This window comes from Citrobacter amalonaticus (genome assembly GCF_018252635.1).
Taxonomy (GTDB): Bacteria; Pseudomonadota; Gammaproteobacteria; order Enterobacterales; family Enterobacteriaceae; genus Citrobacter_A; species Citrobacter_A amalonaticus_E.
This window is the reverse complement of the sequence record NZ_JAGTXM010000002.1, coordinates 256,086-279,173: the sequence shown is the minus strand read 5'-3', so window position 1 is coordinate 279,173 and position 23,088 is coordinate 256,086. Positions and strand designations below refer to the sequence as shown.

The following is a 23,088-nucleotide window of genomic DNA, read 5'->3' as shown; positions in this document are numbered from 1 at the left end:
CGCTAATCCTTACGGCTATTTAGAATCGGCCCCCATGAAAACAGAGACTCCATCCGTAAGAATGGTTGCTATTACTGCTGACGAAGCGGGGCAACGCATTGATAACTTTTTGCGCACGCAGCTTAAAGGCGTGCCGAAAAGTATGATTTATCGCATTTTGCGTAAAGGCGAAGTGCGGGTGAATAAAAAACGCATTAAACCCGAATACAAACTGGAAGCGGGTGATGAAGTGCGTATTCCGCCTGTTCGCGTGGCGGAACGTGAAGAAGAGGCCGTTTCACCGCATCTGCAAAAAGTGGCGGCGCTGGCGGACGTTATCCTTTATGAAGACGACCATATCCTGGTGCTGAACAAGCCGTCGGGAACCGCTGTGCATGGCGGCAGCGGGTTAAGCTTTGGTGTGATCGAAGGGTTACGGGCGTTGCGTCCTGAGGCGCGTTTTCTTGAGCTGGTACACCGTCTTGACCGCGATACGTCGGGCGTGCTGTTGGTCGCGAAGAAACGTTCAGCACTGCGTTCGCTGCATGAGCAGTTGCGCGAGAAGGGGATGCAGAAAGATTATCTCGCCCTCGTGCGCGGACAATGGCAGTCGCATGTCAAAACCGTACAGGCACCGTTGTTGAAAAACATCCTGCAAAGCGGCGAGCGTATTGTGCGAGTGAACCAGGAAGGCAAACCGTCTGAAACGCGCTTTAAGGTAGAAGAACGTTACGCGTTTGCCACGCTGGTTCGCTGTAGCCCGGTGACGGGCCGTACGCACCAGATTCGCGTGCACACGCAGTATGCGGGTCATCCTATTGCTTTTGACGATCGCTATGGCGACCGTGAGTTCGATAAGCAACTGGCGGGAACCGGTTTGACCCGTCTTTTCCTGCACGCGGCGGCGCTGAAATTTACCCATCCGGGAACGGGAGAGGTGCTGCGTATTGAAGCGCCGATGGACGATCAGTTGAAGTGTTGCTTGCAGGCGTTACGTAAACCCGCCTGATTGCCGCGAATGCCACTTGTCAGGCCTACAAATCATGGGTAGGCCTGATAAGCGTAGCGCCATCAGGCAAGACACGGTTATGCTTTCAGCGGGTTCATCTCTTCCCGACGTAACATCTGACACAGCGCGATCAGCGGTAAACCAATCAGTGTGTTCGGGTCGCGCCCCTCTAATCGTTCAAAGAGCGCAATTCCTAGTCCTTCGCTTTTAAAACTCCCTGCGCAGTGCAGTGGGCGTTCTTTGCGCACATAGTCTTCAATTTCCGTTTCGCTGAGATGGCGGAAGTGAACGTCAAAGGGCTCTACCTCGGTCTGTAAATGTCCCGTCGCGGAGTTATACAGCGCCAGACCGGTATAGAACGTAATGATATTACCGCTGGCTTTGGCCAACTGTTGACAGGCTTTCTCTTCTGTTAATGGCTTACCGGTGATTTCTCCATCCAGTACACACACCTGATCGGAACCAATAATAAGATGTGACGGAAAGCGGTGAGCCAGCGATTGGGCTTTCTCTTGCGCCAGACGGTTGACTAAATGGCGAGGACTCTCTGCGGGCATCGGCGTTTCGTCTACCTCAGGGGCCGCGCATTCAAAGGGCATCGCCAGTTTTTCCAGCAGGGCGCGGCGCCAGGGTGATGTGGAGGCAAGAATGAGATTAGGCATATTTTTTCCACCAGATATAGCGTATTGATGAGAGCCATTTTAAACTATGCTCTTCGTCCTTCAGGCGTGCCGTTGTGGCGTCTCCTGAGCGAAAATAAGTCTGTAAACCGCAATGTGTGCGAATTATTGGCAAAAGGCAACCGCAGGCTGCCTTTTTCTTTGACTATATGACGTTACAAAGTTAATATGCGCGCCCTATGCAAAAGGTAAAATTACCCCTGACTCTTGATCCGGTTCGTACGGCTCAAAAACGCCTCGATTATGAAGGTATCTATACTTCAGATCTGGTAGAGCGCGTCGCCGATTCTGTAGTCAGTGTGGACAGTGATGTGGAATGCGTCATGTCGTTTGCTATCGATAACCAACGTCTTGCCGTGATTACCGGTGATGCGAAAGTTTCGGTAACGCTCGAATGTCAGCGCTGCGGGAAGCCGTTTCCTCATCATGTTCACACAACGTATTGTTTCAGTCCGGTTCGTTCCGATGAACAGGCTGAAGCACTCCCGGAAGCGTATGAGCCGATTGAGGTTAACGAATTCGGTGAAATCGATCTGCTTGCAATGGTGGAAGATGAAATTATCCTCTCCTTGCCGGTAGTTCCGGTGCATGATTCTGAACACTGTGAAGTGTCCGAGGCGGACATGGTCTTTGGTGAACTGCCTGATGAAGCGCAAAAACCAAACCCATTTGCCGTATTAGCCAGCTTAAAGCGTAAGTAATTGAGGAGTAAGGTCCATGGCCGTACAACAGAATAAACCAACCCGTTCCAAACGTGGCATGCGTCGTTCTCATGACGCTCTGACCGCAGTCACCAGCCTGTCTGTAGACAAAACTTCTGGTGAAAAACACCTGCGTCACCACATCACCGCCGACGGTTACTACCGTGGCCGCAAGGTAATCGCTAAGTAATCACGCGTTCCTCAACGAATTTTACGTTGCAGGCAGGCGGTTAATGCCTCTCTCACGTAAGAGACGAAGAGAATCCGTGTGATGAAGCTTAGTGAGGAAATTCCCCGTTGCTGCGGGGAAATACCGAACCAGGCGGCGAAACGACTTTGATACGTCTAACCCTGGCGTTAGATGTCATGGGGGGCGATTTTGGCCCTTCCGTGACAGTGCCTGCAGCATTGCAGGCACTGAATTCTAATTCACAACTCACACTTCTTTTAGTCGGGGATCCCGATACAATCACGCCATTACTTGCTAAAGCTGACTTTGAACAACGTTCGCGTCTGCAGATTATCCCTGCACAGTCAGTTATCGCCAGTGATGCCCGGCCTTCGCAGGCAATCCGCGCCAGTCGCGGGAGCTCAATGCGTGTGGCGCTGGAACTCGTGAAGGAAGGGCGAGCACAAGCCTGCGTTAGCGCCGGAAATACCGGTGCGCTGATGGGCCTTGCAAAATTATTGCTCAAACCGCTCGACGGTATTGAGCGTCCTGCGCTGGTGACGGTGTTGCCGCATCAGCAGAAAGGAAAGACGGTGGTCCTCGATTTGGGGGCGAATGTCGATTGCGACAGCAAAATGCTGGTGCAATTTGCCATTATGGGCTCGGTGCTTGCGGAAGAAGTGGTCGGTATCACCAACCCTCGCGTGGCCTTACTCAACATCGGCGAAGAAGAAACCAAGGGCCTCGACAGCATTCGGGATGCCTCTGTGGTGCTAAAAACGATCCCTTCCATCAATTACATCGGCTATCTTGAAGCCAATGAGTTATTGACGGGGAAAACGGATGTTCTGGTATGTGACGGTTTTACAGGCAATGTCACATTAAAGACGATGGAAGGTGTTGTCAGAATGTTCCTTTCACTGCTGAAATCTCAGGGTGAAGGTAAAAAACGGTCGTGGTGGCTGCTGATATTAAAACGTTGGTTACAAAAAAGCCTGACGAGGCGATTCAGTCACCTCAACCCCGACCAGTATAATGGCGCCTGTCTGTTAGGATTGCGCGGCACGGTGATAAAAAGTCATGGTGCGGCCAATCAGCGAGCTTTTACCGTCGCGATTGAACAGGCAGTGCAGGCGGTGCAGCGACAAGTTCCTCAGCGAATTGCCGCTCGCCTGGAATCTGTATACCCAGCTGGATTTACAATGCTGGACGCTGGCAATGGCGACACATCACAGCCACACTGAACACGGTGTGGCGTGAGAGCCCCAGCCTCTTAGCCGTTGTGATGCGCGGTATATAACCATAAAGTGACTGAGCGTACATGTATACAAAGATTATTGGTACTGGCAGTTATCTGCCTGAACAGGTGCGGACTAACGCCGATCTGGAAAAAATGGTCGATACGTCTGACGAGTGGATTGTCACCCGTACAGGTATTCGTGAACGCCATATTGCTGCGCCGAATGAAACCGTCTCAACGATGGGATTTGCGGCGGCGCAACGCGCGCTGGAAATGGCGGGCATTGATAAAGAACAGATTGGCTTGATTGTGGTAGCGACCACCTCAGCAACACATGCATTCCCCAGCGCAGCATGTCAGATTCAAAATATGCTGGGCATCAAAGGCTGTCCGGCGTTTGACGTCGCCGCAGCCTGTGCCGGCTTTACCTACGCCTTGAGCGTCGCCGATATGTACGTTAAATCCGGCGCGGTCAAACATGCGCTGGTGGTCGGTTCTGATGTTCTGGCACGCACCTGCGATCCAGGCGATCGTGGCACAATCATTATTTTTGGCGATGGTGCAGGTGCTGTAGTGCTGAGCGCCTCCGACAAGCCGGGCATTATCTCAACCCATCTGCATGCTGATGGCCGCTACGGCGAACTGCTGACGCTGCCGAATGCCGATCGCGTGAATCCGGAAAATTCGATTCATCTGACGATGGCAGGCAATGAAGTGTTCAAAGTGGCTGTTACCGAGCTTGCACATATTGTCGACGAAACGCTGGCGGCCAATAACCTGGATCGTTCAGAACTCGACTGGCTGGTTCCGCACCAGGCCAACCTGCGTATCATCAGCGCGACCGCTAAAAAACTGGGCATGTCGATGGACAATGTGGTGGTGACACTGGACAGACACGGCAACACGTCTGCGGCCTCCGTTCCTTGTGCGCTGGATGAAGCCGTGCGTGACGGACGTATCAAAGAAGGTCAGCTTGTGTTGCTTGAAGCCTTTGGCGGTGGATTCACCTGGGGCTCCGCGCTGGTTCGTTTCTAGTATAAGGATTTAAACATGACGCAATTCGCATTTGTGTTCCCTGGACAGGGTTCCCAGACCGTTGGGATGTTAGCCGACATGGCGGCAAGCTACCCCATCGTCGAAGAGACGTTTGCTGAAGCTTCTGCGGCGCTGGGTTATGACCTGTGGGCGCTGACTCAACAGGGGCCGGCTGAAGAACTGAACAAGACCTGGCAGACGCAGCCTGCGCTTCTAACCGCGTCCGTTGCGCTGTATCGCGTCTGGCAACAGCTGGGCGGTAAAGCGCCTGTGTTGATGGCGGGCCATAGCCTTGGTGAATACTCTGCGCTGGTTTGCGCCGGTGTTATTAATTTTGCTGACGCAGTGCGTCTGGTTGAACTGCGTGGTAAATTCATGCAGGAAGCGGTTCCGGAAGGCACAGGCGGCATGTCAGCTATTATTGGTCTCGACGATGCGTCCATCGCGAAAGCGTGCGAAGACGCCGCGGAAGGCCAGGTGGTCTCGCCGGTGAACTATAACTCACCGGGGCAGGTTGTTATCGCCGGACACAAAGAAGCCGTTGAGCGTGCCGGTGCAGCCTGTAAAGCTGCCGGTGCGAAACGTGCGCTGCCGTTACCGGTGAGCGTGCCGTCTCACTGTGCGCTGATGAAGCCAGCAGCGGAAAAACTGGCGGCTGAATTAGCAAACATTACCTTTAACGCGCCGTCTGTATCGGTTATTAACAATGTGGATGTGAAGTGCGAAACTGACGCGAATGCCATTCGCGATGCGTTAGTGCGCCAGTTGTACAGTCCGGTACAGTGGACGAAGAGCGTCGAATTAATGGCGTCGCAAGGTGTCGAGCACCTGTATGAAGTGGGACCGGGTAAAGTACTTACGGGCCTGACGAAACGTATTGTTGATACTCTGACTGCCTCGGCTCTGAACGAACCGGCGGCGATGTCGGCGGCACTTGCGCAATAAAAGAGGAACACCATGAGTTTTGAAGGAAAAATCGCGCTGGTTACCGGTGCAAGTCGTGGCATTGGCCGCGCAATTGCAGAGACGCTCGTTGCCCGTGGCGCGACCGTTATCGGTACCGCGACCAGCGAAAGTGGCGCTCAGGCCATTAGCGATTACTTAGGTGCTAAAGGTAAAGGTCTGATGTTGAATGTGACTGATCCGGCATCTATCGAATCTGTTCTGGAAAAAATTCGCGCAGAATTTGGTGAAGTGGATATCCTGGTCAATAATGCCGGTATCACACGTGATAACCTGCTGATGCGAATGAAAGATGATGAGTGGAACGATATTCTCGAAACCAATCTTTCATCTGTTTTCCGCCTGTCAAAAGCGGTAATGCGGGCTATGATGAAAAAGCGTCATGGGCGTATTATCACTGTCGGTTCTGTGGTTGGTACCATGGGAAATGCGGGTCAGACAAACTACGCTGCGGCGAAAGCGGGTCTGATCGGCTTCAGTAAATCGTTGGCGCGTGAAGTTGCGTCCCGCGGTATTACGGTGAACGTTGTTGCTCCGGGCTTTATTGAAACGGACATGACGCGTGCGCTGACTGATGAGCAGCGTGCGGGTACGTTGGCGGCAGTTCCTGCAGGTCGTCTTGGCGATCCGAAAGAGATCGCCAGTGCGGTTGCATTTTTAGCCTCTGACGAAGCAGGTTACATCACGGGTGAGACTTTGCACGTCAACGGCGGGATGTATATGGTTTAACCACGATTGAAAAATATTTGCGTTATTGTAGGGCTTGGCCTCAAAATAACGTAAAATCGTGGTAAGACCTGCCGGGATTTAGTTGCAAATTTTTCAACATTTTATACACTACGAAAACCATCGCGAAAGCGAGTTTTGATAGGAAATTTAAGAGTATGAGCACTATCGAAGAACGCGTTAAGAAAATTATCGGCGAACAGCTGGGCGTTAAGCAGGAAGAAGTTACCAACAATGCTTCTTTCGTTGAAGACCTGGGCGCAGATTCTCTTGACACCGTTGAGCTGGTAATGGCTCTGGAAGAAGAGTTTGATACTGAGATTCCGGACGAAGAAGCTGAGAAAATCACCACCGTTCAGGCTGCCATTGATTACATCAACGGCCACCAGGCGTAAGTGAACATCTCCAGGCGGTCATTCGACCGCCTGAGTTTTATCTTTTTGTCCCACTTGAATCAATTTTCCCTCCCTGGAGGACAACCGTGTCTAAGCGTCGTGTAGTTGTGACCGGACTGGGCATGTTGTCTCCTGTCGGCAATACCGTAGAGTCTACCTGGAAAGCTCTCCTTGCCGGTCAGAGTGGCATCAGCCTGATCGACCATTTCGATACTAGCGCCTATGCAACGAAATTTGCTGGCTTAGTAAAGGATTTTAACTGTGATGACATTATCTCGCGCAAAGAACAGCGCAAGATGGATGCCTTCATTCAATATGGAATTGTCGCTGGCGTTCAGGCCATGCAGGATTCTGGCCTTGAAGTAACGGAAGAGAACGCATCCCGTATTGGCGCCGCTATCGGCTCTGGTATCGGTGGTCTCGGACTGATTGAAGAAAACCACAGTTCCCTGGTGAACGGTGGACCGCGTAAAATCAGCCCGTTCTTTGTTCCGTCGACAATTGTTAACATGGTGGCAGGTCACCTGACCATTATGTATGGCCTGCGTGGGCCAAGCATCTCTATCGCGACCGCCTGCACCTCAGGCGTACATAACATCGGTCATGCCGCGCGTATCATTGCATACGGCGATGCGGACGCGATGGTCGCGGGCGGTGCTGAAAAAGCCAGTACGCCACTGGGCGTAGGCGGCTTTGGCGCGGCACGTGCGTTGTCTACCCGTAATGAAAACCCGCAAGCGGCAAGCCGCCCGTGGGACAAAGAGCGTGATGGCTTTGTACTGGGTGACGGTGCGGGCATGGTGGTGCTGGAAGAGTACGAGCATGCAAAAGCGCGTGGCGCAAAAATTTATGCCGAAGTCGTTGGGTTCGGGATGAGCAGTGACGCTTACCACATGACGTCTCCGCCGGAAAACGGTGCGGGCGCAGCCCTGGCGATGGTCAATGCGTTGCGTGATGCGGCGATTGAACCGGGCCTGATTGGCTACGTTAACGCCCACGGAACGTCCACGCCAGCAGGCGATAAAGCGGAAGCGCAGGCTGTTAAATCCGTCTTTGGCGATGCGGCAAGCCGTGTGATGGTAAGCTCCACCAAGTCTATGACTGGTCACCTGTTGGGTGCAGCGGGCGCGGTAGAGTCCATTTACTCTATCCTGGCGCTGCGCGATCAGGCTGTTCCGCCAACCATTAACCTGGATAACCCGGATGAGGGTTGCGATCTGGACTTCGTGCCTCACGAAGCGCGTCAGGTCAGCGGAATGGAGTATACCCTGTGTAACTCCTTCGGTTTTGGTGGGACTAACGGTTCATTGATCTTTAAAAAGGTCTGATCGCGGTTCTGCATCCTGGAGAAAAGGTCCGCTTGTCGGGCCTTTTTTATTGCATTTTCTTCCCTTGTCCGGCGCCAACCATCCTGCGACACTAACGGGCCATGCATAAGGAGCCACTATGTTCTTGATCAATGGCCGTGAACAGGGATCCCTTCCCGCAAGCGATCGCGCCATCCAGTTTGGCGACGGCTGCTTTACCACTGCGCGCATTGTCAACGGCACGATATCGCTGCTTGCAGCGCATTTGCGGCGTTTGCAGGCGGCCTGCGCGACATTGCTGATTGCATTTGATGACTGGGATGTGCTTGAGCGAGAAATGACCGTACTGGCCGCAGGTCATTCGCGAGCGGTACTGAAGGTGATTATCAGCCGTGGGAGCGGGGGGCGAGGATACAGCGGCGCGCAGTGTTGCGACAGCACCCGCATTCTCTCTGTCTCCACCTATCCGCAGCATTATGACCGCTGGTGCGAACAGGGGATCACGCTTGCCTTAAGCCCGGTTCGTCTGGGGCGTAACCCCTTGCTCGCTGGCATCAAACACCTGAACCGGCTCGAGCAGGTATTGATCCGCTCTCATCTTGAGCAGACGGACGCCGATGAGGCGTTGGTTCTTGACAGTGAGGGCTGGGTTACGGAATGCTGTGCGGCTAATTTATTCTGGCGAAAAGACAATGTGGTCTATACGCCGCGCCTCGATCAGGCGGGAGTGAACGGTATTATGCGACAATTCTGTATCCAGAAACTGGCACAATCTTCTTTTCAGGTTGTCGAAATCAATGCCCGTGAAGAAGCGTTGCAACACGCCGATGAAATGGTGATCTGCAATGCGCTGATGCCGATCGTACCCGTGCGGGCTTATGGCATTAACCCATTGTCTTCACGTGCATTATTTAAGTTTCTGGCCCCATTGTGTGAGCATCCTAATTAGTCATGAAAAAATTGTTTCGTGTTGTCCTTTTACTGGCTGTAGTGCTGGGCATTGCCGCAGGGGCGGGAATGTGGAAGGTTCGCCAACTGGCGGACAGTAACATCTTGATTAAAGAAGAGACTATTTTTACCCTCAAGCCGGGCACCGGGCGTCTGGCCCTGGGCGATCAGCTGTATGCGGGCCGGGTTATTAACCGTCCCCGCGTGTTTCAATGGTTGTTGCGGGTCGAACCGGAACTCTCTCACTTCAAGGCAGGAACCTATCGTTTAACGCCGGGCATGAGCGTTCGCGAGATGCTGCAACTGCTGGAAAGCGGCAAAGAGGCACAGTTTCCATTGCGGCTGGTGGAGGGGATGCGCTTAAGCGACTATCTCAAGCAACTGCGTGATGCGCCCTATATCAAACATACTCTGAGCGACGATCGCTACGAAACCGTGGCAAAAGCGTTGGGCCTTGAGAGCACTGACGGTCTGGAGGGCTGGTTCTGGCCCGATACCTGGATGTATACCGCCAACACCACGGACATTGCCTTGCTCAAGCGCGCACATCAGAAGATGGTGAAGGCGGTTGATCGTATCTGGGAAGGGCGCGCGGAAGGGCTGCCGTATAAAGATCAAAATCAGCTGGTGACGATGGCCTCAATAATTGAAAAAGAGACGGCCATTGCCAGCGAGCGCGATCAAGTTGCCTCCGTCTTTATTAACCGTCTGCGTATCGGGATGCGTCTACAGACTGATCCCACGGTGATTTACGGGATGGGGGAGCGTTATAATGGCAAGATCTCACGTGCGGACCTGGAAACGCCAACGGCCTATAATACTTACACGATGACCGGACTCCCGCCGGGGCCGATTGCGATGCCGGGTGAAGCCTCGCTAAAGGCGGCGGCGCATCCGGCCAAAACGCCGTATCTCTATTTTGTGGCCGACGGTAAAGGCGGTCATACGTTTAATACTAATCTTGCCAGCCATAACCGGTCAGTGCAGGACTATCTGAAAGTGCTTAAGGAAAAAAATGCGCAGTAATTATATCGTCATCGAGGGGCTGGAAGGCGCAGGAAAAACGACGGCAAAGAATGTTGTGGTTGAGACGCTTGAACAACTCGGCATTCGCGACATGGTTTTTACCCGCGAGCCGGGCGGTACTCAGCTGGCAGAAAAACTGCGTAGCCTGGTACTGGACATTCGCTCGGTCGGTGACGAAACCATTACCGTAAAAGCCGAAGTGCTGATGTTCTATGCCGCGCGGGTGCAACTGGTTGAGACGGTCATTAAGCCCGCGCTCGCAGAAGGTAAATGGGTGATTGGCGACCGTCATGACCTGTCCACCCAGGCGTATCAGGGAGGTGGTCGCGGCGTTGATCAGGATATGCTGGCGACGCTACGCGATGCCGTACTGGGGGATTTCCGCCCGGATTTAACCCTGTACCTGGACGTCACACCCGAGGTGGGGCTGAAGCGCGCCCGCGCCCGTGGTGAACTGGACCGCATCGAACAGGAATCATTCGATTTCTTCAATCGTACCCGTGCCCGCTATCTGGAGCTCGCAGCACAGGATGCGAGTATCAGGACAATTGATGCGACGCAGCCGCTGGATAAAGTGATGAGCGATATTCGTACCACCATCACCGAGTGGGTGAAGGAGCAGGGCGAATGAAATGGTATCCATGGTTACGACCTGACTTCGAGAAGCTGGTAGCGAGCTATCAGGCGGGAAAGGGTCACCATGCGCTATTGATTCAGGCCTTACCGGGGATGGGCGACGACGCATTGATCTATGCGTTGAGCCGCTACCTGCTTTGCCAGCAACCGGATGGACATAAAAGCTGCGGCCATTGTCGTGGTTGCCAGCTTATGCAGGCAGGAACGCATCCGGACTACTATTCACTTTTCCCGGAAAAAGGGAAAAACACGCTGGGCATTGATGCTGTGCGTGAAGTGAGTGAAAAACTGTATGAGCGTGCGCGACTGGGCGGAGCCAAAGTTGTCTGGATCCCGGATGCGGCACTGATGACTGATGCCGCTGCCAATGCGCTGCTCAAAACGCTGGAGGAACCGCCCGCGCAAACCTGGTTCTTTCTCGCCTGCCGTGAACCCGCGCGATTACTGGCGACGCTGCGAAGCCGTTGCCGTTTACATCATCTCGCGCCACCGGCTGAACCGTACGCGGTATCGTGGCTTGCACGAGAAGTGACGGTGTCACAAGATACATTGTTGAGCGCACTGCGCCTGAGTGCCGGTTCTCCAGGGGCGGCTCTGAGCCTGTTAGGCTCTGAAAGCTGGTCCCAGCGCGACGCGCTGTGTCAGGCGCTGGCGAGCAGTATTCCAGCGGGTGACTGGTACTCATTATTGGCGGTACTGAATCATGAACAGGCACCTGCCAGACTGCACTGGCTCGCGACGTTAATGATAGATGCGCTTAAGCACCAGAACGGAGCCACTATGATGACCAATGCGGATGCCGGGCAACTGATCGCCACGATTGCCGGTCAACTGTCGCAGATGCGTATCCAGGCAATACTTAATGCCATCTGCCACTGCCGCGAGCAACTGCTTACCGTGAGTGGAATAAACCGTGAACTGGTGTTGACCGATCTTCTTCTGCAAATTGAGCATTACCTGCAACCAGGCACTGTGTTGCCTGTTCCCCACCTGTAAGAGAGACATTATGTTTTTAGTCGACTCGCACTGCCATCTCGATGGCTTGGATTATCAATCTCTACATAAGGATGTGGATGACGTGCTGGCGAAGGCGGCCGCGCGCGATGTGAAATTCTGTCTGGCGGTGGCAACGACGCTGCCGGGATACCGCGGTATGCGGGAACTGGTTGGCCAGCGTGACAACGTCGTTTTCTCCTGCGGCGTGCATCCACTGAATCAGGACGAACCGTATGACGTGGAAGAACTGCGTCATCTGGCGGCCGACGAGGGCGTGGTGGCGATGGGGGAAACAGGGCTGGACTATTTTTATACCCCCGAAACGAAGGTGCGCCAACAGGAGTCGTTCATTCATCATATCCAGATAGGCCGTGAACTGAACAAGCCGGTGATTGTCCACACCCGTGATGCTCGCGCCGATACGCTGGCGATTCTTCGCCATGAAAACGTGACGGATTGTGGCGGCGTACTACACTGTTTTACAGAAGACAGAGAAACGGCGGGTACACTCCTGGATCTGGGTTTTTATATCTCTTTTTCCGGCATTGTGACCTTCCGTAACGCTGAACCGTTACGTGACGCTGCGCGATACGTGCCATTGGATCGACTGCTGGTGGAGACGGATTCCCCGTATCTCGCGCCGGTACCGCATCGGGGCAAAGAGAACCAGCCAGCGATGGTCCGCGACGTGGCGGAATACATGGCCGTATTGAAAGGTGTGGCCGTTGAAGAACTGGCACAGATCACCACCGATAACTTTGCCCGCCTGTTCCATATCAACGCTTCCCGCCTGCAGTCAGCCTCGTAGTTGAGTTTTTTTAAAGCTCGTAATTAATACGTAAAGCGAGTAAAGTTCACCGCCACAAAGTGGGCGGTGAATGAGCGATCTGACACATTTAGATACTTTTTTTGTCAAAATGTGCAACTTGGCGCGCGGTCCAGAGTTGAAACGTGATAGCCGTCAAACTATATTTCGCTGATTTATTTTACTCTGTGTAATAAATAAAGGGCACTTAGATGCTCTGTCCACGGCGGGGTTCTCCCCCCTCGCCAATGCGTGTGAACGTAGAAAGCACAAATACTCAGGAGCACTCTCAATTATGTTTAAGAATGCATTTGCTAACCTGCAAAAGGTCGGTAAATCGCTGATGCTGCCGGTATCCGTATTGCCTATCGCAGGTATCCTGCTGGGCGTCGGTTCCGCAAACTTCAGCTGGCTGCCAGCCGTTGTCTCGCACGTGATGGCAGAAGCCGGCGGTTCTGTTTTTGCAAACATGCCGCTGATTTTCGCTATCGGTGTCGCCCTTGGCTTTACCAACAACGATGGCGTTTCGGCTCTGGCTGCGGTCGTTGCCTATGGCATCATGGTGAAAACCATGGCCGTGGTCGCGCCGCTGGTTCTGCACTTACCTGCTGAAGAAATCGCAGCAAAACACCTTGCAGACACGGGTGTGCTCGGGGGGATTATCTCCGGTGCGATTGCAGCGTATATGTTCAACCGCTTCTACCGTATCAAGCTGCCTGAGTATCTGGGCTTCTTTGCTGGTAAGCGTTTCGTGCCGATCATCTCTGGTCTGGCGGCGATCTTTACCGGTGTGATTCTGTCCTTCATTTGGCCGCCAATCGGTACTGCTATCCAGACATTCTCTCAGTGGGCTGCCTACCAGAACCCGGTTGTGGCGTTCGGTATCTACGGCTTCATTGAACGCTGCCTGGTTCCGTTTGGTCTGCACCATATCTGGAACGTTCCTTTCCAGATGCAGATCGGCGAATACACCAACGCAGCAGGTCAGGTCTTCCACGGCGATATTCCTCGTTACATGGCAGGTGACCCGACGGCGGGCATGTTGTCTGGCGGCTTCCTGTTCAAAATGTATGGTCTGCCGGCAGCGGCGATTGCTATCTGGCACTCTGCGAAACCTGAAAACCGCGCCAAAGTGGGCGGTATCATGATCTCCGCGGCGTTGACCTCGTTCCTGACCGGTATCACCGAGCCGATCGAGTTCTCCTTCATGTTCGTTGCGCCGATCCTGTACGTTATCCACGCGATTCTGGCTGGTCTGGCGTTCCCGATCTGTATCCTGCTGGGTATGCGCGACGGTACCTCGTTCTCACACGGTCTGATCGACTTTATCGTGCTGTCCGGTAACAGCAGCAAGCTGTGGCTGTTCCCGATTGTTGGTGCGGGCTACGCAATTGTTTACTACACCATCTTCCGTGTGCTGATCAAAGCATTGGATCTGAAGACCCCGGGTCGTGAAGACAATACCGATGACGCGAAAGCTGGCGCGACCAGTGAAATGGCGCCTGCGCTGATTGCGGCGTTTGGTGGTAAAGAAAACATCACTAACCTGGATGCGTGCATTACCCGTCTGCGTGTCAGCGTGGCTGACGTGGCGAAAGTGGATCAGGCTGGCCTGAAGAAACTGGGCGCCGCAGGTGTGGTGGTCGCAGGCTCCGGTGTTCAGGCTATCTTCGGTACGAAATCCGATAACCTGAAAACTGAGATGGATGAATACATCCGTAACAGCTAAGACCTAAGACATTGGGGAGAACTAAGGCAGCCGAATGGCTGCCTTTTTTACATCCTGTCATGCCCGAGGCCGGATAAGGTCTGGCAAGGATATTAGAACTGATAGTTGGCGGTGATACTCACGTTGCGCGGTTCGCCATAAACAATCGACCCTTCGACGTTGGTGTCGTAGGTTTTATCGAACAGGTTATTGACGTTACCCTGTACGGAGAAGTTTTTGGTCACCTGGTAGCGGGTGAACAGATCTACCAGTGCGTAACTGCCTTGCTCTGCACGGAAGGTACCATACGGCGTCGCGGTATCGGTGTACACGCGGTTCTGCCAGTTTACGCCACCGCCCACGGTCAAATCAGGCATCATCGGCAGACGGTAACGAGTGAACAGCTTGACGCTGGTGCGCGGTAGGTTTGGATTGACGGCATTACCTTCATTGTCTTCCGCGACATACCGCGTTGCGCCAAAGGTCATCTGCCAGTTATCGGTAATCGCCCCGTTAACTTCAAATTCAACGCCTTTGCTGACGGTTCCGTTCGCTGTTTTATACGCGATTTCACCATTGCTACCCGGAATTGGCGTGCCTGTCGACTGCGCAACGTTATCCTGTTCAATGCGGAACACGGCGAGGGTGGTGGTCAGGCGACTGTTCATCCAGTCAGATTTCAGGCCCACCTCATAGTTATTGCCGGTAATCGGTGTGAGGTATTTTCCACTTCTGTCGCGTTTGTTTTGCGGCTGGAAGATGGACGTGTAGCTGGCATAAGTTGACCAGTTATCGTTGATGTCGTAAACCAGACCGGCGTAGGGCGTGGTGTGGTTTTTCTCCATGCTGTAGCTCAGGGTATCAATACGCCAGTTGGTATAGCGTGCGCCGAGGATCAGGTGCAGCGGATCCGCCAGAGAAATGCGGGTCGCGGCATACAATGACTTCATGTGTGTCGTGTCGTCCTGGGCCAGCGACTGTGGTGACCAGTTGGTTTCCGGGAAATTACCATTGAAGTTATTGAAACTGCCGATCTCATCCGGAAAGACGTTAGCCCAGGAGCTGAAATAGCGGTTGTTCTGTTTGCTGTAGCTGCCGCCAAACATCAGGTTATGCTGACGGCCGAACAGGTCATAGCCGCCGTCGGCAAAGAGATCCAGCGCATCCACTTTACGTTTACCGCTGTTCCAGCCTGTGCCGCCGACATAGTCATAACCCGGTCCGTAGCTGGCATAAGGGCCGACCAACATACCGTCTGCTTTGTTCACCCAGGCATCGACATACATCGTTTTACTGTCGAACTTGATTTCCGAGTGGGTCGCATTCATCGTCGCCTGCCAGGTGTCGGCAAAACGCTGTTTGAACGTGACAAAGATTTTGTTGATCTCTTTATCGTTATACGCCCAGTCTGGTGCGGTGCTGCGGGCGCGGTCATAGCTGTTTTTGCTGCCGTCGGTATTCCAGCGCGGCAGGCCTCCCCAGGTAGGGCTATCCACTTTGATTTTTTGGTACTCATACCCGGCGGCAAGGCTGGTGGTTTCCCCCAGGTCAGCATCAATGATGCCAGAGAAGACGTTTTTCTCGCTGTGATAGCGATCGAGCCAGGAGTCATTGTCCTGATAACCCGCCACAATGCGGCTACGCACATTACCGTCATCGGTGAGCGGGCTTTGCAGATCCAATACGTAGCGCTGTTTATTCCAACTGCCATATTCCGCCGACACGTTGCCTTTGAACTCACGGCTGGTGGCATGTTTACGAATCATATTGATGGAGGCTGACGGGTTGCCGGTGCCGGTCATCAAGCCGTTTGCGCCGCGCACCACTTCCACGCGCTCATAAAGCGCCATATCGGTGAGGGCATCACCCAGGTTCCAGCGGGATTCGAACCAGGTCGGAATACCATCAACCATGTAGTTATCAATCTGGAAACCACGGGAGAAATAGCTGACGCGGTCGGAATCCGCCTGGCTTTTGCTGATCCCGAGCGTGCTGTCCATCACGTCGCCCAACGTTTGCAACTGCTGGTCTTCCATGCGTTGCTCGCTGACGATGCTGACCGATTGCGGGATATCGCGCTGGGTCATCATCATTTTAGTTCCGGCGGCTGTAGATTTGACGCTGTAATCCTGTTCGCCGCTTTCCGTTGAGGCCGCTGGCGCAGAACCGTCGACAATGACAGTCTCTTCCGGAGTGGGCGCCGCGAAACTCATGGATGGCATCAATGCCATCGCGATACAGGCCGCCAGCAATGATAGTGTTGTGCCAGCCTGGCGTTGTTCATCCCTGTTGTGTGTTGTGAAAGACATCAGAAAGCCCTTAATAGTGAACGAATTTTGGCTCAGGCCTGTAAGGTGGCGATGAGCCCCTTTTTATTTTTTTAACCATTTAATGCGCATGAAAATGCAAATGCGAAATATACGCATTCATATTCACTCTGTAAACAGATGTAACTTGCTTTCTGAAATCTTGTTTCATTACTTTTTGGAGCTGGAGAGGAGAGAAATGGCTATAAGTGCGCCACCATAGTGGTTTTTTGCTTAAGAAATCGTGGGTTAAGGTTGAAAGAGCAGGTTTAAGTCGATCATACTCTATACTCGCAATGTGGCTCAGCGTAGCATGACATCACGCATGGCTATTTTTAGAAAAGGAAAACGTCGTGGCAGAAGAGACTATATTCAGCAAGATTATTCGTCGTGAAATCCCTTCCGATATCGTTTATCAGGACGACCTGGTGACGGCATTCCGGGATATTTCACCACAGGCGCCTACACACATCCTGATCATTCCCAACGTTCTAATCCCGACGGTTAATGACGTCAGCGCCGAGCATGAGCAGGCTCTGGGACGGATGATTACCGTTGCGGCAAAAATTGCCGAGCAGGAGGGCATTGCCGAAGATGGCTACCGCCTGATCATGAATACCAATCGTCACGGCGGGCAGGAGGTGTATCACATCCATATGCATCTGCTGGGCGGTCGTGCGCTCGGTCCTATGCTTGCGCACAAAGGGTTGTCATGATGACCAGAGGATGCATTGCGCTTTCACTGGGTCTGCTCTTACTTGCCGGATGCCGTTCTCATCCTGAGATCCCGGTAAGTGATGAACAGTCGCTGGTGATGGAGTCGACGCTGCTGGCGGCGGGGATCTCCGCGCAAGAACCGACGTTGACCACATCGGATATTCAGCCCTCTGCATCCTCAACGCTGTATAACGAAAGGCAAGAACCCGTTACCGTTCATTATCGCTTTTACTGGTATGACGCCAGAGGGTTAGAAATGCACCCACTGGAAGCGCCACGCAGCGTGACGATCCCGGCGCGTTCATCGGTCACGCTGTATGGCAGCGCCAATTATCTGGGGGCGCACAAAGTCAGACTTTATCTTTATTTGTAAGGGGTGAATCTTGAAGACAAAAATGAGTCGCTACGCATTGATAGCCGCGCTGGCGATGTTCCTGTCCGGTTGTGTGACGCAACGCGAACCTGCACCGGTTGATGAGGTGAAACCCACGCCGGAACAGCCCGCGCACCCACAAGAACCTGCACCGGGAGTTCCTTCGGTGCCAACGATCCCGGAACAGCCTGGTCCTATCGAACATGAAGATCAGACGGCGGCGCCGGCACCGCGCATTCGTCATTATGACTGGAATAGCGCGATGCAGCCGATGGTGGGCAAAATGCTGCAGGCCGATGGCGTCACGGCGGGGAGCGTGTTGTTGGTCGATAGCGTCAATAACCGCACTAACGGTTCGCTGAACGCAGGTGAAGCCACTGAAACGCTGCGCAACGCGCTGGCAAATAATGGCAAATTTACCCTGGTATCTGCGCAACAGTTGTCAATGGCAAAACAGCAGTTAGGGCTGTCGCCGCAGGACAGTCTGGGAACGCGTAGCAAAGCGATTGGTATTGCCCGTAATGTCGGCGCGCACTATGTGCTGTATTCCAGTGCCTCGGGTAACGTCAATGCGCCATCGCTGCAAATGCAATTAATGCTGGTACAAACTGGCGAGATAATCTGGTCAGGTAAAGGTGCCGTTCAGCAACAATAACATACCAGGGCGCGATGCGGTGTTGTCGCGCTACTTTCCGCACTATCGTCCCGTCGCCGAAGGCCAGAGTGGCCTTAGCGGCGGGAGTGTGATCATCGAAAGCCCAAATCAGCGGCTGGTTCTTCGCCGCCACCACGATCCCGATGCACCGCAAGCGCATTTTTTACGCCAGTACCATGCTTTGTCTCGGCTGCCTGAACGTCTTGCACCGAAACCGCGTTTATACCTGGCCGGCTGGATGGCGGTGGACTATGTTCCGGGAGAGATAAAATCCGGACTGCCGGAAGCCGACGAACTGGCGGGCTTACTGTATTATCTTCATCAGCAGCCTCGCTTCGGTTGGCGTATCCATCTGCTACCGTTGCTGGAACAATACTGGCAGGAAAGCGATCCGACACGGCGAACGCCATACTGGTTGAAAGAGTTGAAACGACTGCGCAAGCGGGGGGAGCCTCGTCCGCTGCGACTTGCGCCGCTGCACATGGACGTTCACGCTGCCAACATCGTCCATAGTCCGGCAGGACTGCGGTTGATCGACTGGGAATATGCCGGAGATGGCGATATCGCCCTGGAACTGGCCGGGGTGTGGGTGGACGATGATGAGCAACACCGGCAACTGGTCGAAGCGTATGCAATTAGCGCGCGCATGGACGGGCAAAAATTATGGCAACAGGTCAAACGCTGGTATCCGTGGATACTGATGCTGAAGGCCGGTTGGTTTGAATACCGCTGGCAACAGACCGGCGAACGACAATTTATCAGTCTGGCCGATGCAACCTGGCGGCAGCTGGCAACGAAGGATTAAGGAGAGCAGTGTGGGTCCAGTAATGTTGGATGTCGAAGGGTTTGAACTGGATGCGGAAGAGCGAGACATTCTGGCTCATCCGCTGGTGGGCGGTTTGATTCTGTTTGCGCGTAATTACCACGATCCAGAACAATTACGTGAACTGGTACGCCAGATCCGCGCGGCGTCGCGCAATCATCTGGTAGTGGCCGTCGATCAGGAAGGCGGGCGCGTACAGCGCTTCCGTGAAGGTTTTACCCGACTGCCTGCCGCGCAGTCCTTTGCGGCGCTGCACGGGCTGGAAGAGGGCGGAAAACTGGCAGAAGAGGCCGGTTGGCTGATGGCCAGTGAGATGATCTCGATGGATATTGATATCAGCTTTGCGCCGGTGCTGGATGTCGGGCATATCAGCGCGGCAATTGGCGAACGTTCCTATCATGCCGACCCGCTGAAAGCGCTGGCAATGGCGACCCGATTTATTGACGGCATGCACGCGGCAGGAATGAAAACAACCGGCAAACATTTCCCTGGACATGGCGCAGTGACTGCCGATTCGCATAAAGAGACGCCGACCGATCTGCGTCCTGAAGCGGAAATTCGCGCCAAGGATATGTCCGTGTTCCGTACGCTGATCGGCGAAAACAAGCTGGACGCCATCATGCCGGCGCACGTCATTTACAGTGCTGTCGATCCACGTCCGGCGAGCGGCTCCCCACACTGGCTGAAAACGGTTTTACGCCAGGAGTTAGGCTTTGACGGCGTCGTTTTCTCTGATGACCTGTCGATGGAAGGGGCGGCGATCATGGGCAGCTACGCTGAGCGTGGGCAGGCATCGCTGGACGCGGGTTGTGATATGATTCTGGTCTGCAATAATCGTAAAGGGGCGGTCAGTGTGTTAGATAATCTGTCGCCGATCAATGCAGAGCGTGTTACACGTTTGTATCATAAAGGTTCATTTTCGCGTCAGGAACTGATGGACTCGGCACGCTGGAAAACTGTCAGCGCGCAGCTCAACCAGTTACATGAACGCTGGCAGGAAGAAAAAGCAGGTCATTAACGCACGTTTGGTGAGGATGCGATGATTATCTATTTACACGGTTTCGACTCTAACAGTCCGGGAAACCACGAAAAAGTCTTGCAGCTGCAGTTTATTGACCCGGACGTCAGACTGATCAGCTACAGCACGCGTCATCCGAAACATGACATGCAACATCTGCTGAAAGAAGTGGACAAAATGTTGCAGCTTAATGTTGATGAGCGACCGTTAATTTGCGGCGTTGGCCTCGGTGGCTACTGGGCAGAACGCATTGGTTTTCTTTGCGATGTTCGGCAGGTGGTGTTTAATCCGAATCTGTTCCCGTACGAGAACATGGAAGGCAAGATCGATCGTCCGGAAGAGTATGCTGATATCGCCACCAAGTGCGTGACCAACTTCCGTGAGAAGAATCGCGATCGTTGCCTGGTCATTCTCTCGCGTCATGACGAAGCCCTGAACAGTCAGCGATCTTCAGAAGAGCTCCACCATTTTTATGAGATCGTGTGGGATGAAGAGCAGACACATAAATTTAAAAACATTTCGCCGCATTTGCAGCGCATCAAGGCGTTTAAGACCTTAGGTTAACCCCTTGTCTGCCAGAATGGTCGAATCAAACCAGCCTTCGGGCTGGTTTTTTTTTGCCTGTTTTTCGGGTGTTGTCTATCTTTTCAGCAGCAAAACTTGATACACATCAATTTTGGTATGACCAATGCACCGCATGTGTTATTCTCACTCTCGAAGGACATTTTCATTGTCGTAACTTGTTGTTAATTAAAGGCTATGTTTATAACTTTTAATTAACAATTGGTTAATCATTTTAAGGGGGTCACGTTGACTACACCATTGAAAAAGATCGTGATTGTCGGCGGAGGAGCTGGCGGGCTGGAAATGGCGACGCAGTTGGGACACAAACTGGGCCGCAAGAAAAAAGCGAAAATTACGCTGGTTGACAGAAATCACAGCCACCTGTGGAAGCCCTTGCTGCATGAAGTGGCGACCGGTTCGCTGGATGAAGGCGTGGACGCGCTGAGCTATCTGGCGCATGCCCGTAACCACGGCTTTCAGTTCCAGTTGGGTTCGGTGATGAATATCGATCGCGAAGCGAAAACCATTACCATCGCGGAACTGCGCGATGAGAAGGGCGAACTGCTGGTACCTGAGCGCAAAATTGCCTGGGACACACTGGTGATGGCGCTGGGCAGTACCTCCAACGACTTCAACACGCCGGGCGTGAAAGATCACTGTATCTTCCTTGATAACCCGCATCAGGCGCGTCGTTTCCATCAGGAAATGCTGAACCTGTTCCTGAAATATTCCGCCAGTATGGGCGCGAACGGCAAAGTAAATATTGCGATTGTCGGTGGCGGCGCGACGGGCGTAGAACTGTCGGCAGAACTGCATAACGCCGTGAAACAGCTACACAGCTACGGCTACAAAGGGCTGACCAACGACGCGCTAAACGTGACGCTGGTGGAAGCAGGCGAACGAATTCTGCCCGCGCTGCCACCGCGTATTTCTGCGGCGGCGCATAACGAATTAACGAAACTCGGCGTTCGCGTTCTGACCCAGACGATGGTGACCAGTGCGGATGTGGGTGGTCTGCATACCAAAGACGGCGAATATATTGAAGCCGACCTGATGGTCTGGGCGGCGGGGATTAAAGCGCCAGACTTTATGAAAGACATTGGCGGCCTGGAGACCAACCGGATTAACCAACTGGTGGTGGAACCGACACTACAGACCAGCCGCGACCCTGATATCTACGCGATTGGTGACTGTGCCTCTTGTGCGCGTCCGGAAGGCGGGTTTGTCCCACCACGTGCGCAGGCTGCGCACCAGATGGCGACCTGCGCGATGAACAATATTCTGGCGCAGATGAACGGTAAGCCGCTGAAAGCATATCAGTACAAAGATCACGGCTCGCTGGTTTCGCTCTCCAATTTCTCGACCGTCGGCAGCCTGATGGGCAATTTGACCAAAGGGTCGATGATGGTGGAAGGGCGTATCGCCCGCTTTGTCTATATCTCACTGTATCGCATGCATCAGATCGCACTGCACGGCTATTTCAAAACCGGTTTGATGATGCTGGTGGGCAGCATTAACCGCGTGATCCGCCCGCGTCTGAAACTGCATTAATCCCACCTGACTCAGCATCGCCTGTTGGCGATGCTGAGCACCTGTTCCGCTTTTCCTCTCCCTTCAGAGTTCTCTGAATCATCCTGTTTTAATGGCGAACAACGATATTTTCATCCGCTGTCTGATGGGCGTCTTATTGCATTGGTTGCAAAATTGTAACCAATAGCAAAGAAGGAGGATCTCCCGTGAATAAATCGATGTTGGCGGGTATAGGGATTGGCGTAGCTGCTGCGCTGGGTGTGGCGGCGGTTGCCAGTCTGAACGTGTTCGATCGTGGCCCACAGTATGCTCAGGTGGTTTCTGCAACACCTATCAAAGAAACGATTAAAACGCCGCGGCAGGAGTGTCGCAATGTGACGGTGACGCATCGCAAGCCCGTCCAGGATGAAAACCGCATTACCGGTTCAGTGCTGGGCGCGGTTGCCGGTGGCGTGATTGGTCATCAGTTTGGCGGCGGACGAGGTAAGGATGTGGCGACGGTGGTCGGGGCGTTGGGGGGCGGTTACGCCGGTAACCAGATCCAGGGCTCGATGCAGGAAAACGACACCTATACGTCCACGCAGCAGCGCTGCAAAACCGTCTACGACAAGTCGGAAAAAATGCTCGGTTACGACGTCACCTATAAAATTGGCGACCAGCAGGGCAAGATTCGCATGGATAAAGATCCCGGCACACAGATCCCGCTGGATAACAATGGCCAGTTGATTCTGAATAACAAAGCGTAAAAAAGCTGTACTCTGCAAGTTAGCCCCTCATTC

The 23,088-nt window shown here is 53.5% G+C and carries 25 protein-coding genes; 23 read left to right on the top strand and 2 right to left on the bottom strand.

Features of this window, described 5'->3' with window-relative positions; genetic code table 11:
• Window positions 1-34: 34 nt before the first annotated feature.
• Window positions 35-988 (top strand): 23S rRNA pseudouridine(955/2504/2580) synthase RluC, encoded by a 954-nt coding sequence (rluC, locus tag KE671_RS05855; RefSeq protein WP_206162132.1) that lies wholly within the window; start codon window positions 35-37, stop codon window positions 986-988.
• A 77-nt stretch (window positions 989-1,065) separates the two neighbouring features.
• Here the strand turns inward: rluC and KE671_RS05850 are convergent, their stop codons facing one another.
• Window positions 1,066-1,650 carry a Maf family protein gene (locus KE671_RS05850; protein ID WP_206162131.1) on the bottom strand — a complete coding sequence of 195 codons (585 nt, stop codon included), beginning with the start codon at window positions 1,648-1,650 and terminating at the stop codon, window positions 1,066-1,068.
• 197 nt (window positions 1,651-1,847) lie between these two features.
• Here KE671_RS05850 and yceD point away from each other — a divergent pair, with 197 nt between their 5' ends.
• The 14 genes from yceD (at window position 1,848) to ptsG (ending at window position 14,344) form a co-directional block, all read left to right on the top strand.
• The gene (gene yceD, locus KE671_RS05845) at window positions 1,848-2,369 is read left to right on the top strand and encodes a 23S rRNA accumulation protein YceD (protein WP_206162130.1); all 522 of its coding nucleotides are present in this window, start codon (window positions 1,848-1,850) and stop codon (window positions 2,367-2,369) included.
• A 16-nt stretch (window positions 2,370-2,385) separates the two neighbouring features.
• Window positions 2,386-2,559 (top strand): 50S ribosomal protein L32, encoded by a 174-nt coding sequence (gene rpmF / locus KE671_RS05840; RefSeq protein ID WP_000290727.1) that lies wholly within the window; start codon window positions 2,386-2,388, stop codon window positions 2,557-2,559.
• A 146-nt stretch (window positions 2,560-2,705) separates the two neighbouring features.
• Window positions 2,706-3,782, top strand: a complete 1,077-nt coding sequence (plsX, locus tag KE671_RS05835) for a phosphate acyltransferase PlsX (protein WP_206162767.1) — start codon at window positions 2,706-2,708, stop codon at window positions 3,780-3,782.
• A gap of 77 nt (window positions 3,783-3,859) precedes the next feature.
• Complete coding sequence (fabH, locus tag KE671_RS05830; RefSeq protein WP_206162129.1) at window positions 3,860-4,813, top strand: beta-ketoacyl-ACP synthase III; 954 nt, start codon at window positions 3,860-3,862, stop codon at window positions 4,811-4,813.
• A 15-nt stretch (window positions 4,814-4,828) separates the two neighbouring features.
• Window positions 4,829-5,758: an ACP S-malonyltransferase gene (gene fabD, locus KE671_RS05825; RefSeq protein WP_206162128.1), complete on the top strand. Its 930-nt coding sequence runs from the start codon at window positions 4,829-4,831 to the stop codon at window positions 5,756-5,758.
• A 12-nt stretch (window positions 5,759-5,770) separates the two neighbouring features.
• Window positions 5,771-6,505 carry a 3-oxoacyl-ACP reductase FabG gene (fabG, locus tag KE671_RS05820; RefSeq protein WP_042319622.1) on the top strand — a complete coding sequence of 245 codons (735 nt, stop codon included), beginning with the start codon at window positions 5,771-5,773 and terminating at the stop codon, window positions 6,503-6,505.
• A gap of 155 nt (window positions 6,506-6,660) precedes the next feature.
• Entirely contained in the window at window positions 6,661-6,897 is a 237-nt protein-coding gene (gene acpP / locus KE671_RS05815; RefSeq protein ID WP_000103754.1) for an acyl carrier protein, read from the top strand.
• Between the two features lie 86 nt (window positions 6,898-6,983).
• The gene (gene fabF / locus KE671_RS05810) at window positions 6,984-8,225 is read left to right on the top strand and encodes a beta-ketoacyl-ACP synthase II (protein ID WP_206162127.1); all 1,242 of its coding nucleotides are present in this window, start codon (window positions 6,984-6,986) and stop codon (window positions 8,223-8,225) included.
• 118 nt (window positions 8,226-8,343) lie between these two features.
• Complete coding sequence (gene pabC, locus KE671_RS05805; RefSeq protein WP_206162126.1) at window positions 8,344-9,153, top strand: aminodeoxychorismate lyase; 810 nt, start codon at window positions 8,344-8,346, stop codon at window positions 9,151-9,153.
• 2 nt (window positions 9,154-9,155) lie between these two features.
• Window positions 9,156-10,178 carry a cell division protein YceG gene (gene yceG / locus KE671_RS05800; protein ID WP_206162125.1) on the top strand — a complete coding sequence of 341 codons (1,023 nt, stop codon included), beginning with the start codon at window positions 9,156-9,158 and terminating at the stop codon, window positions 10,176-10,178.
• The gene (gene tmk / locus KE671_RS05795; RefSeq protein ID WP_206162124.1) at window positions 10,168-10,809 is read left to right on the top strand and encodes a dTMP kinase; all 642 of its coding nucleotides are present in this window, start codon (window positions 10,168-10,170) and stop codon (window positions 10,807-10,809) included. Before yceG ends, tmk begins: the two co-directional genes overlap by 11 nt.
• Window positions 10,806-11,810 (top strand): DNA polymerase III subunit delta', encoded by a 1,005-nt coding sequence (gene holB, locus KE671_RS05790; RefSeq protein ID WP_206162123.1) that lies wholly within the window; start codon window positions 10,806-10,808, stop codon window positions 11,808-11,810. The genes tmk and holB overlap by 4 nt, the downstream gene beginning before the upstream one ends.
• A 10-nt stretch (window positions 11,811-11,820) precedes the next feature.
• Window positions 11,821-12,618, top strand: coding sequence for a metal-dependent hydrolase (locus tag KE671_RS05785; protein ID WP_206162122.1), 798 nt, complete (start codon window positions 11,821-11,823; stop codon window positions 12,616-12,618).
• A 292-nt stretch (window positions 12,619-12,910) separates the two neighbouring features.
• Window positions 12,911-14,344: a PTS glucose transporter subunit IIBC gene (ptsG, locus tag KE671_RS05780; protein WP_061077187.1), complete on the top strand. Its 1,434-nt coding sequence runs from the start codon at window positions 12,911-12,913 to the stop codon at window positions 14,342-14,344.
• Window positions 14,345-14,436: 92 nt separating this feature from the next.
• On the opposite strand, the gene fhuE is transcribed toward ptsG, so the two are convergent.
• Entirely contained in the window at window positions 14,437-16,632 is a 2,196-nt protein-coding gene (fhuE, locus tag KE671_RS05775; protein WP_206162121.1) for a ferric-rhodotorulic acid/ferric-coprogen receptor FhuE, read from the bottom strand.
• A gap of 350 nt (window positions 16,633-16,982) precedes the next feature.
• Here fhuE and hinT point away from each other — a divergent pair, with 350 nt between their 5' ends.
• From hinT to KE671_RS05735, 8 genes are all read left to right on the top strand, one after another.
• Window positions 16,983-17,345 carry a purine nucleoside phosphoramidase gene (hinT, locus tag KE671_RS05770; RefSeq protein WP_043000975.1) on the top strand — a complete coding sequence of 121 codons (363 nt, stop codon included), beginning with the start codon at window positions 16,983-16,985 and terminating at the stop codon, window positions 17,343-17,345.
• A complete protein-coding gene (locus KE671_RS05765) occupies window positions 17,345-17,719 on the top strand; it encodes a YcfL family protein (protein WP_206162766.1) in 375 nt (124 codons plus the stop codon). Before hinT ends, KE671_RS05765 begins: the two co-directional genes overlap by 1 nt.
• A 22-nt stretch (window positions 17,720-17,741) precedes the next feature.
• Window positions 17,742-18,374 carry a penicillin-binding protein activator LpoB gene (gene lpoB, locus KE671_RS05760; protein WP_206162765.1) on the top strand — a complete coding sequence of 211 codons (633 nt, stop codon included), beginning with the start codon at window positions 17,742-17,744 and terminating at the stop codon, window positions 18,372-18,374.
• The gene (thiK, locus tag KE671_RS05755) at window positions 18,355-19,179 is read left to right on the top strand and encodes a thiamine kinase (RefSeq protein ID WP_206162120.1); all 825 of its coding nucleotides are present in this window, start codon (window positions 18,355-18,357) and stop codon (window positions 19,177-19,179) included. The genes lpoB and thiK overlap by 20 nt, the downstream gene beginning before the upstream one ends.
• 10 nt (window positions 19,180-19,189) lie before the next feature.
• On the top strand, window positions 19,190-20,215 hold the full coding sequence (gene nagZ, locus KE671_RS05750) for a beta-N-acetylhexosaminidase (RefSeq protein WP_206162119.1): 1,026 nt from the start codon (window positions 19,190-19,192) through the stop codon (window positions 20,213-20,215).
• Between the two features lie 21 nt (window positions 20,216-20,236).
• On the top strand, window positions 20,237-20,779 hold the full coding sequence (gene ycfP, locus KE671_RS05745) for an alpha/beta hydrolase YcfP (RefSeq protein ID WP_043000970.1): 543 nt from the start codon (window positions 20,237-20,239) through the stop codon (window positions 20,777-20,779).
• 246 nt (window positions 20,780-21,025) lie between these two features.
• Window positions 21,026-22,330, top strand: a complete 1,305-nt coding sequence (gene ndh / locus KE671_RS05740; protein WP_206162118.1) for an NAD(P)/FAD-dependent oxidoreductase — start codon at window positions 21,026-21,028, stop codon at window positions 22,328-22,330.
• Window positions 22,331-22,515: 185 nt separating this feature from the next.
• Window positions 22,516-23,055: a glycine zipper 2TM domain-containing protein gene (locus tag KE671_RS05735; protein WP_061077192.1), complete on the top strand. Its 540-nt coding sequence runs from the start codon at window positions 22,516-22,518 to the stop codon at window positions 23,053-23,055.
• Window positions 23,056-23,088: the final 33 nt, after the last annotated feature.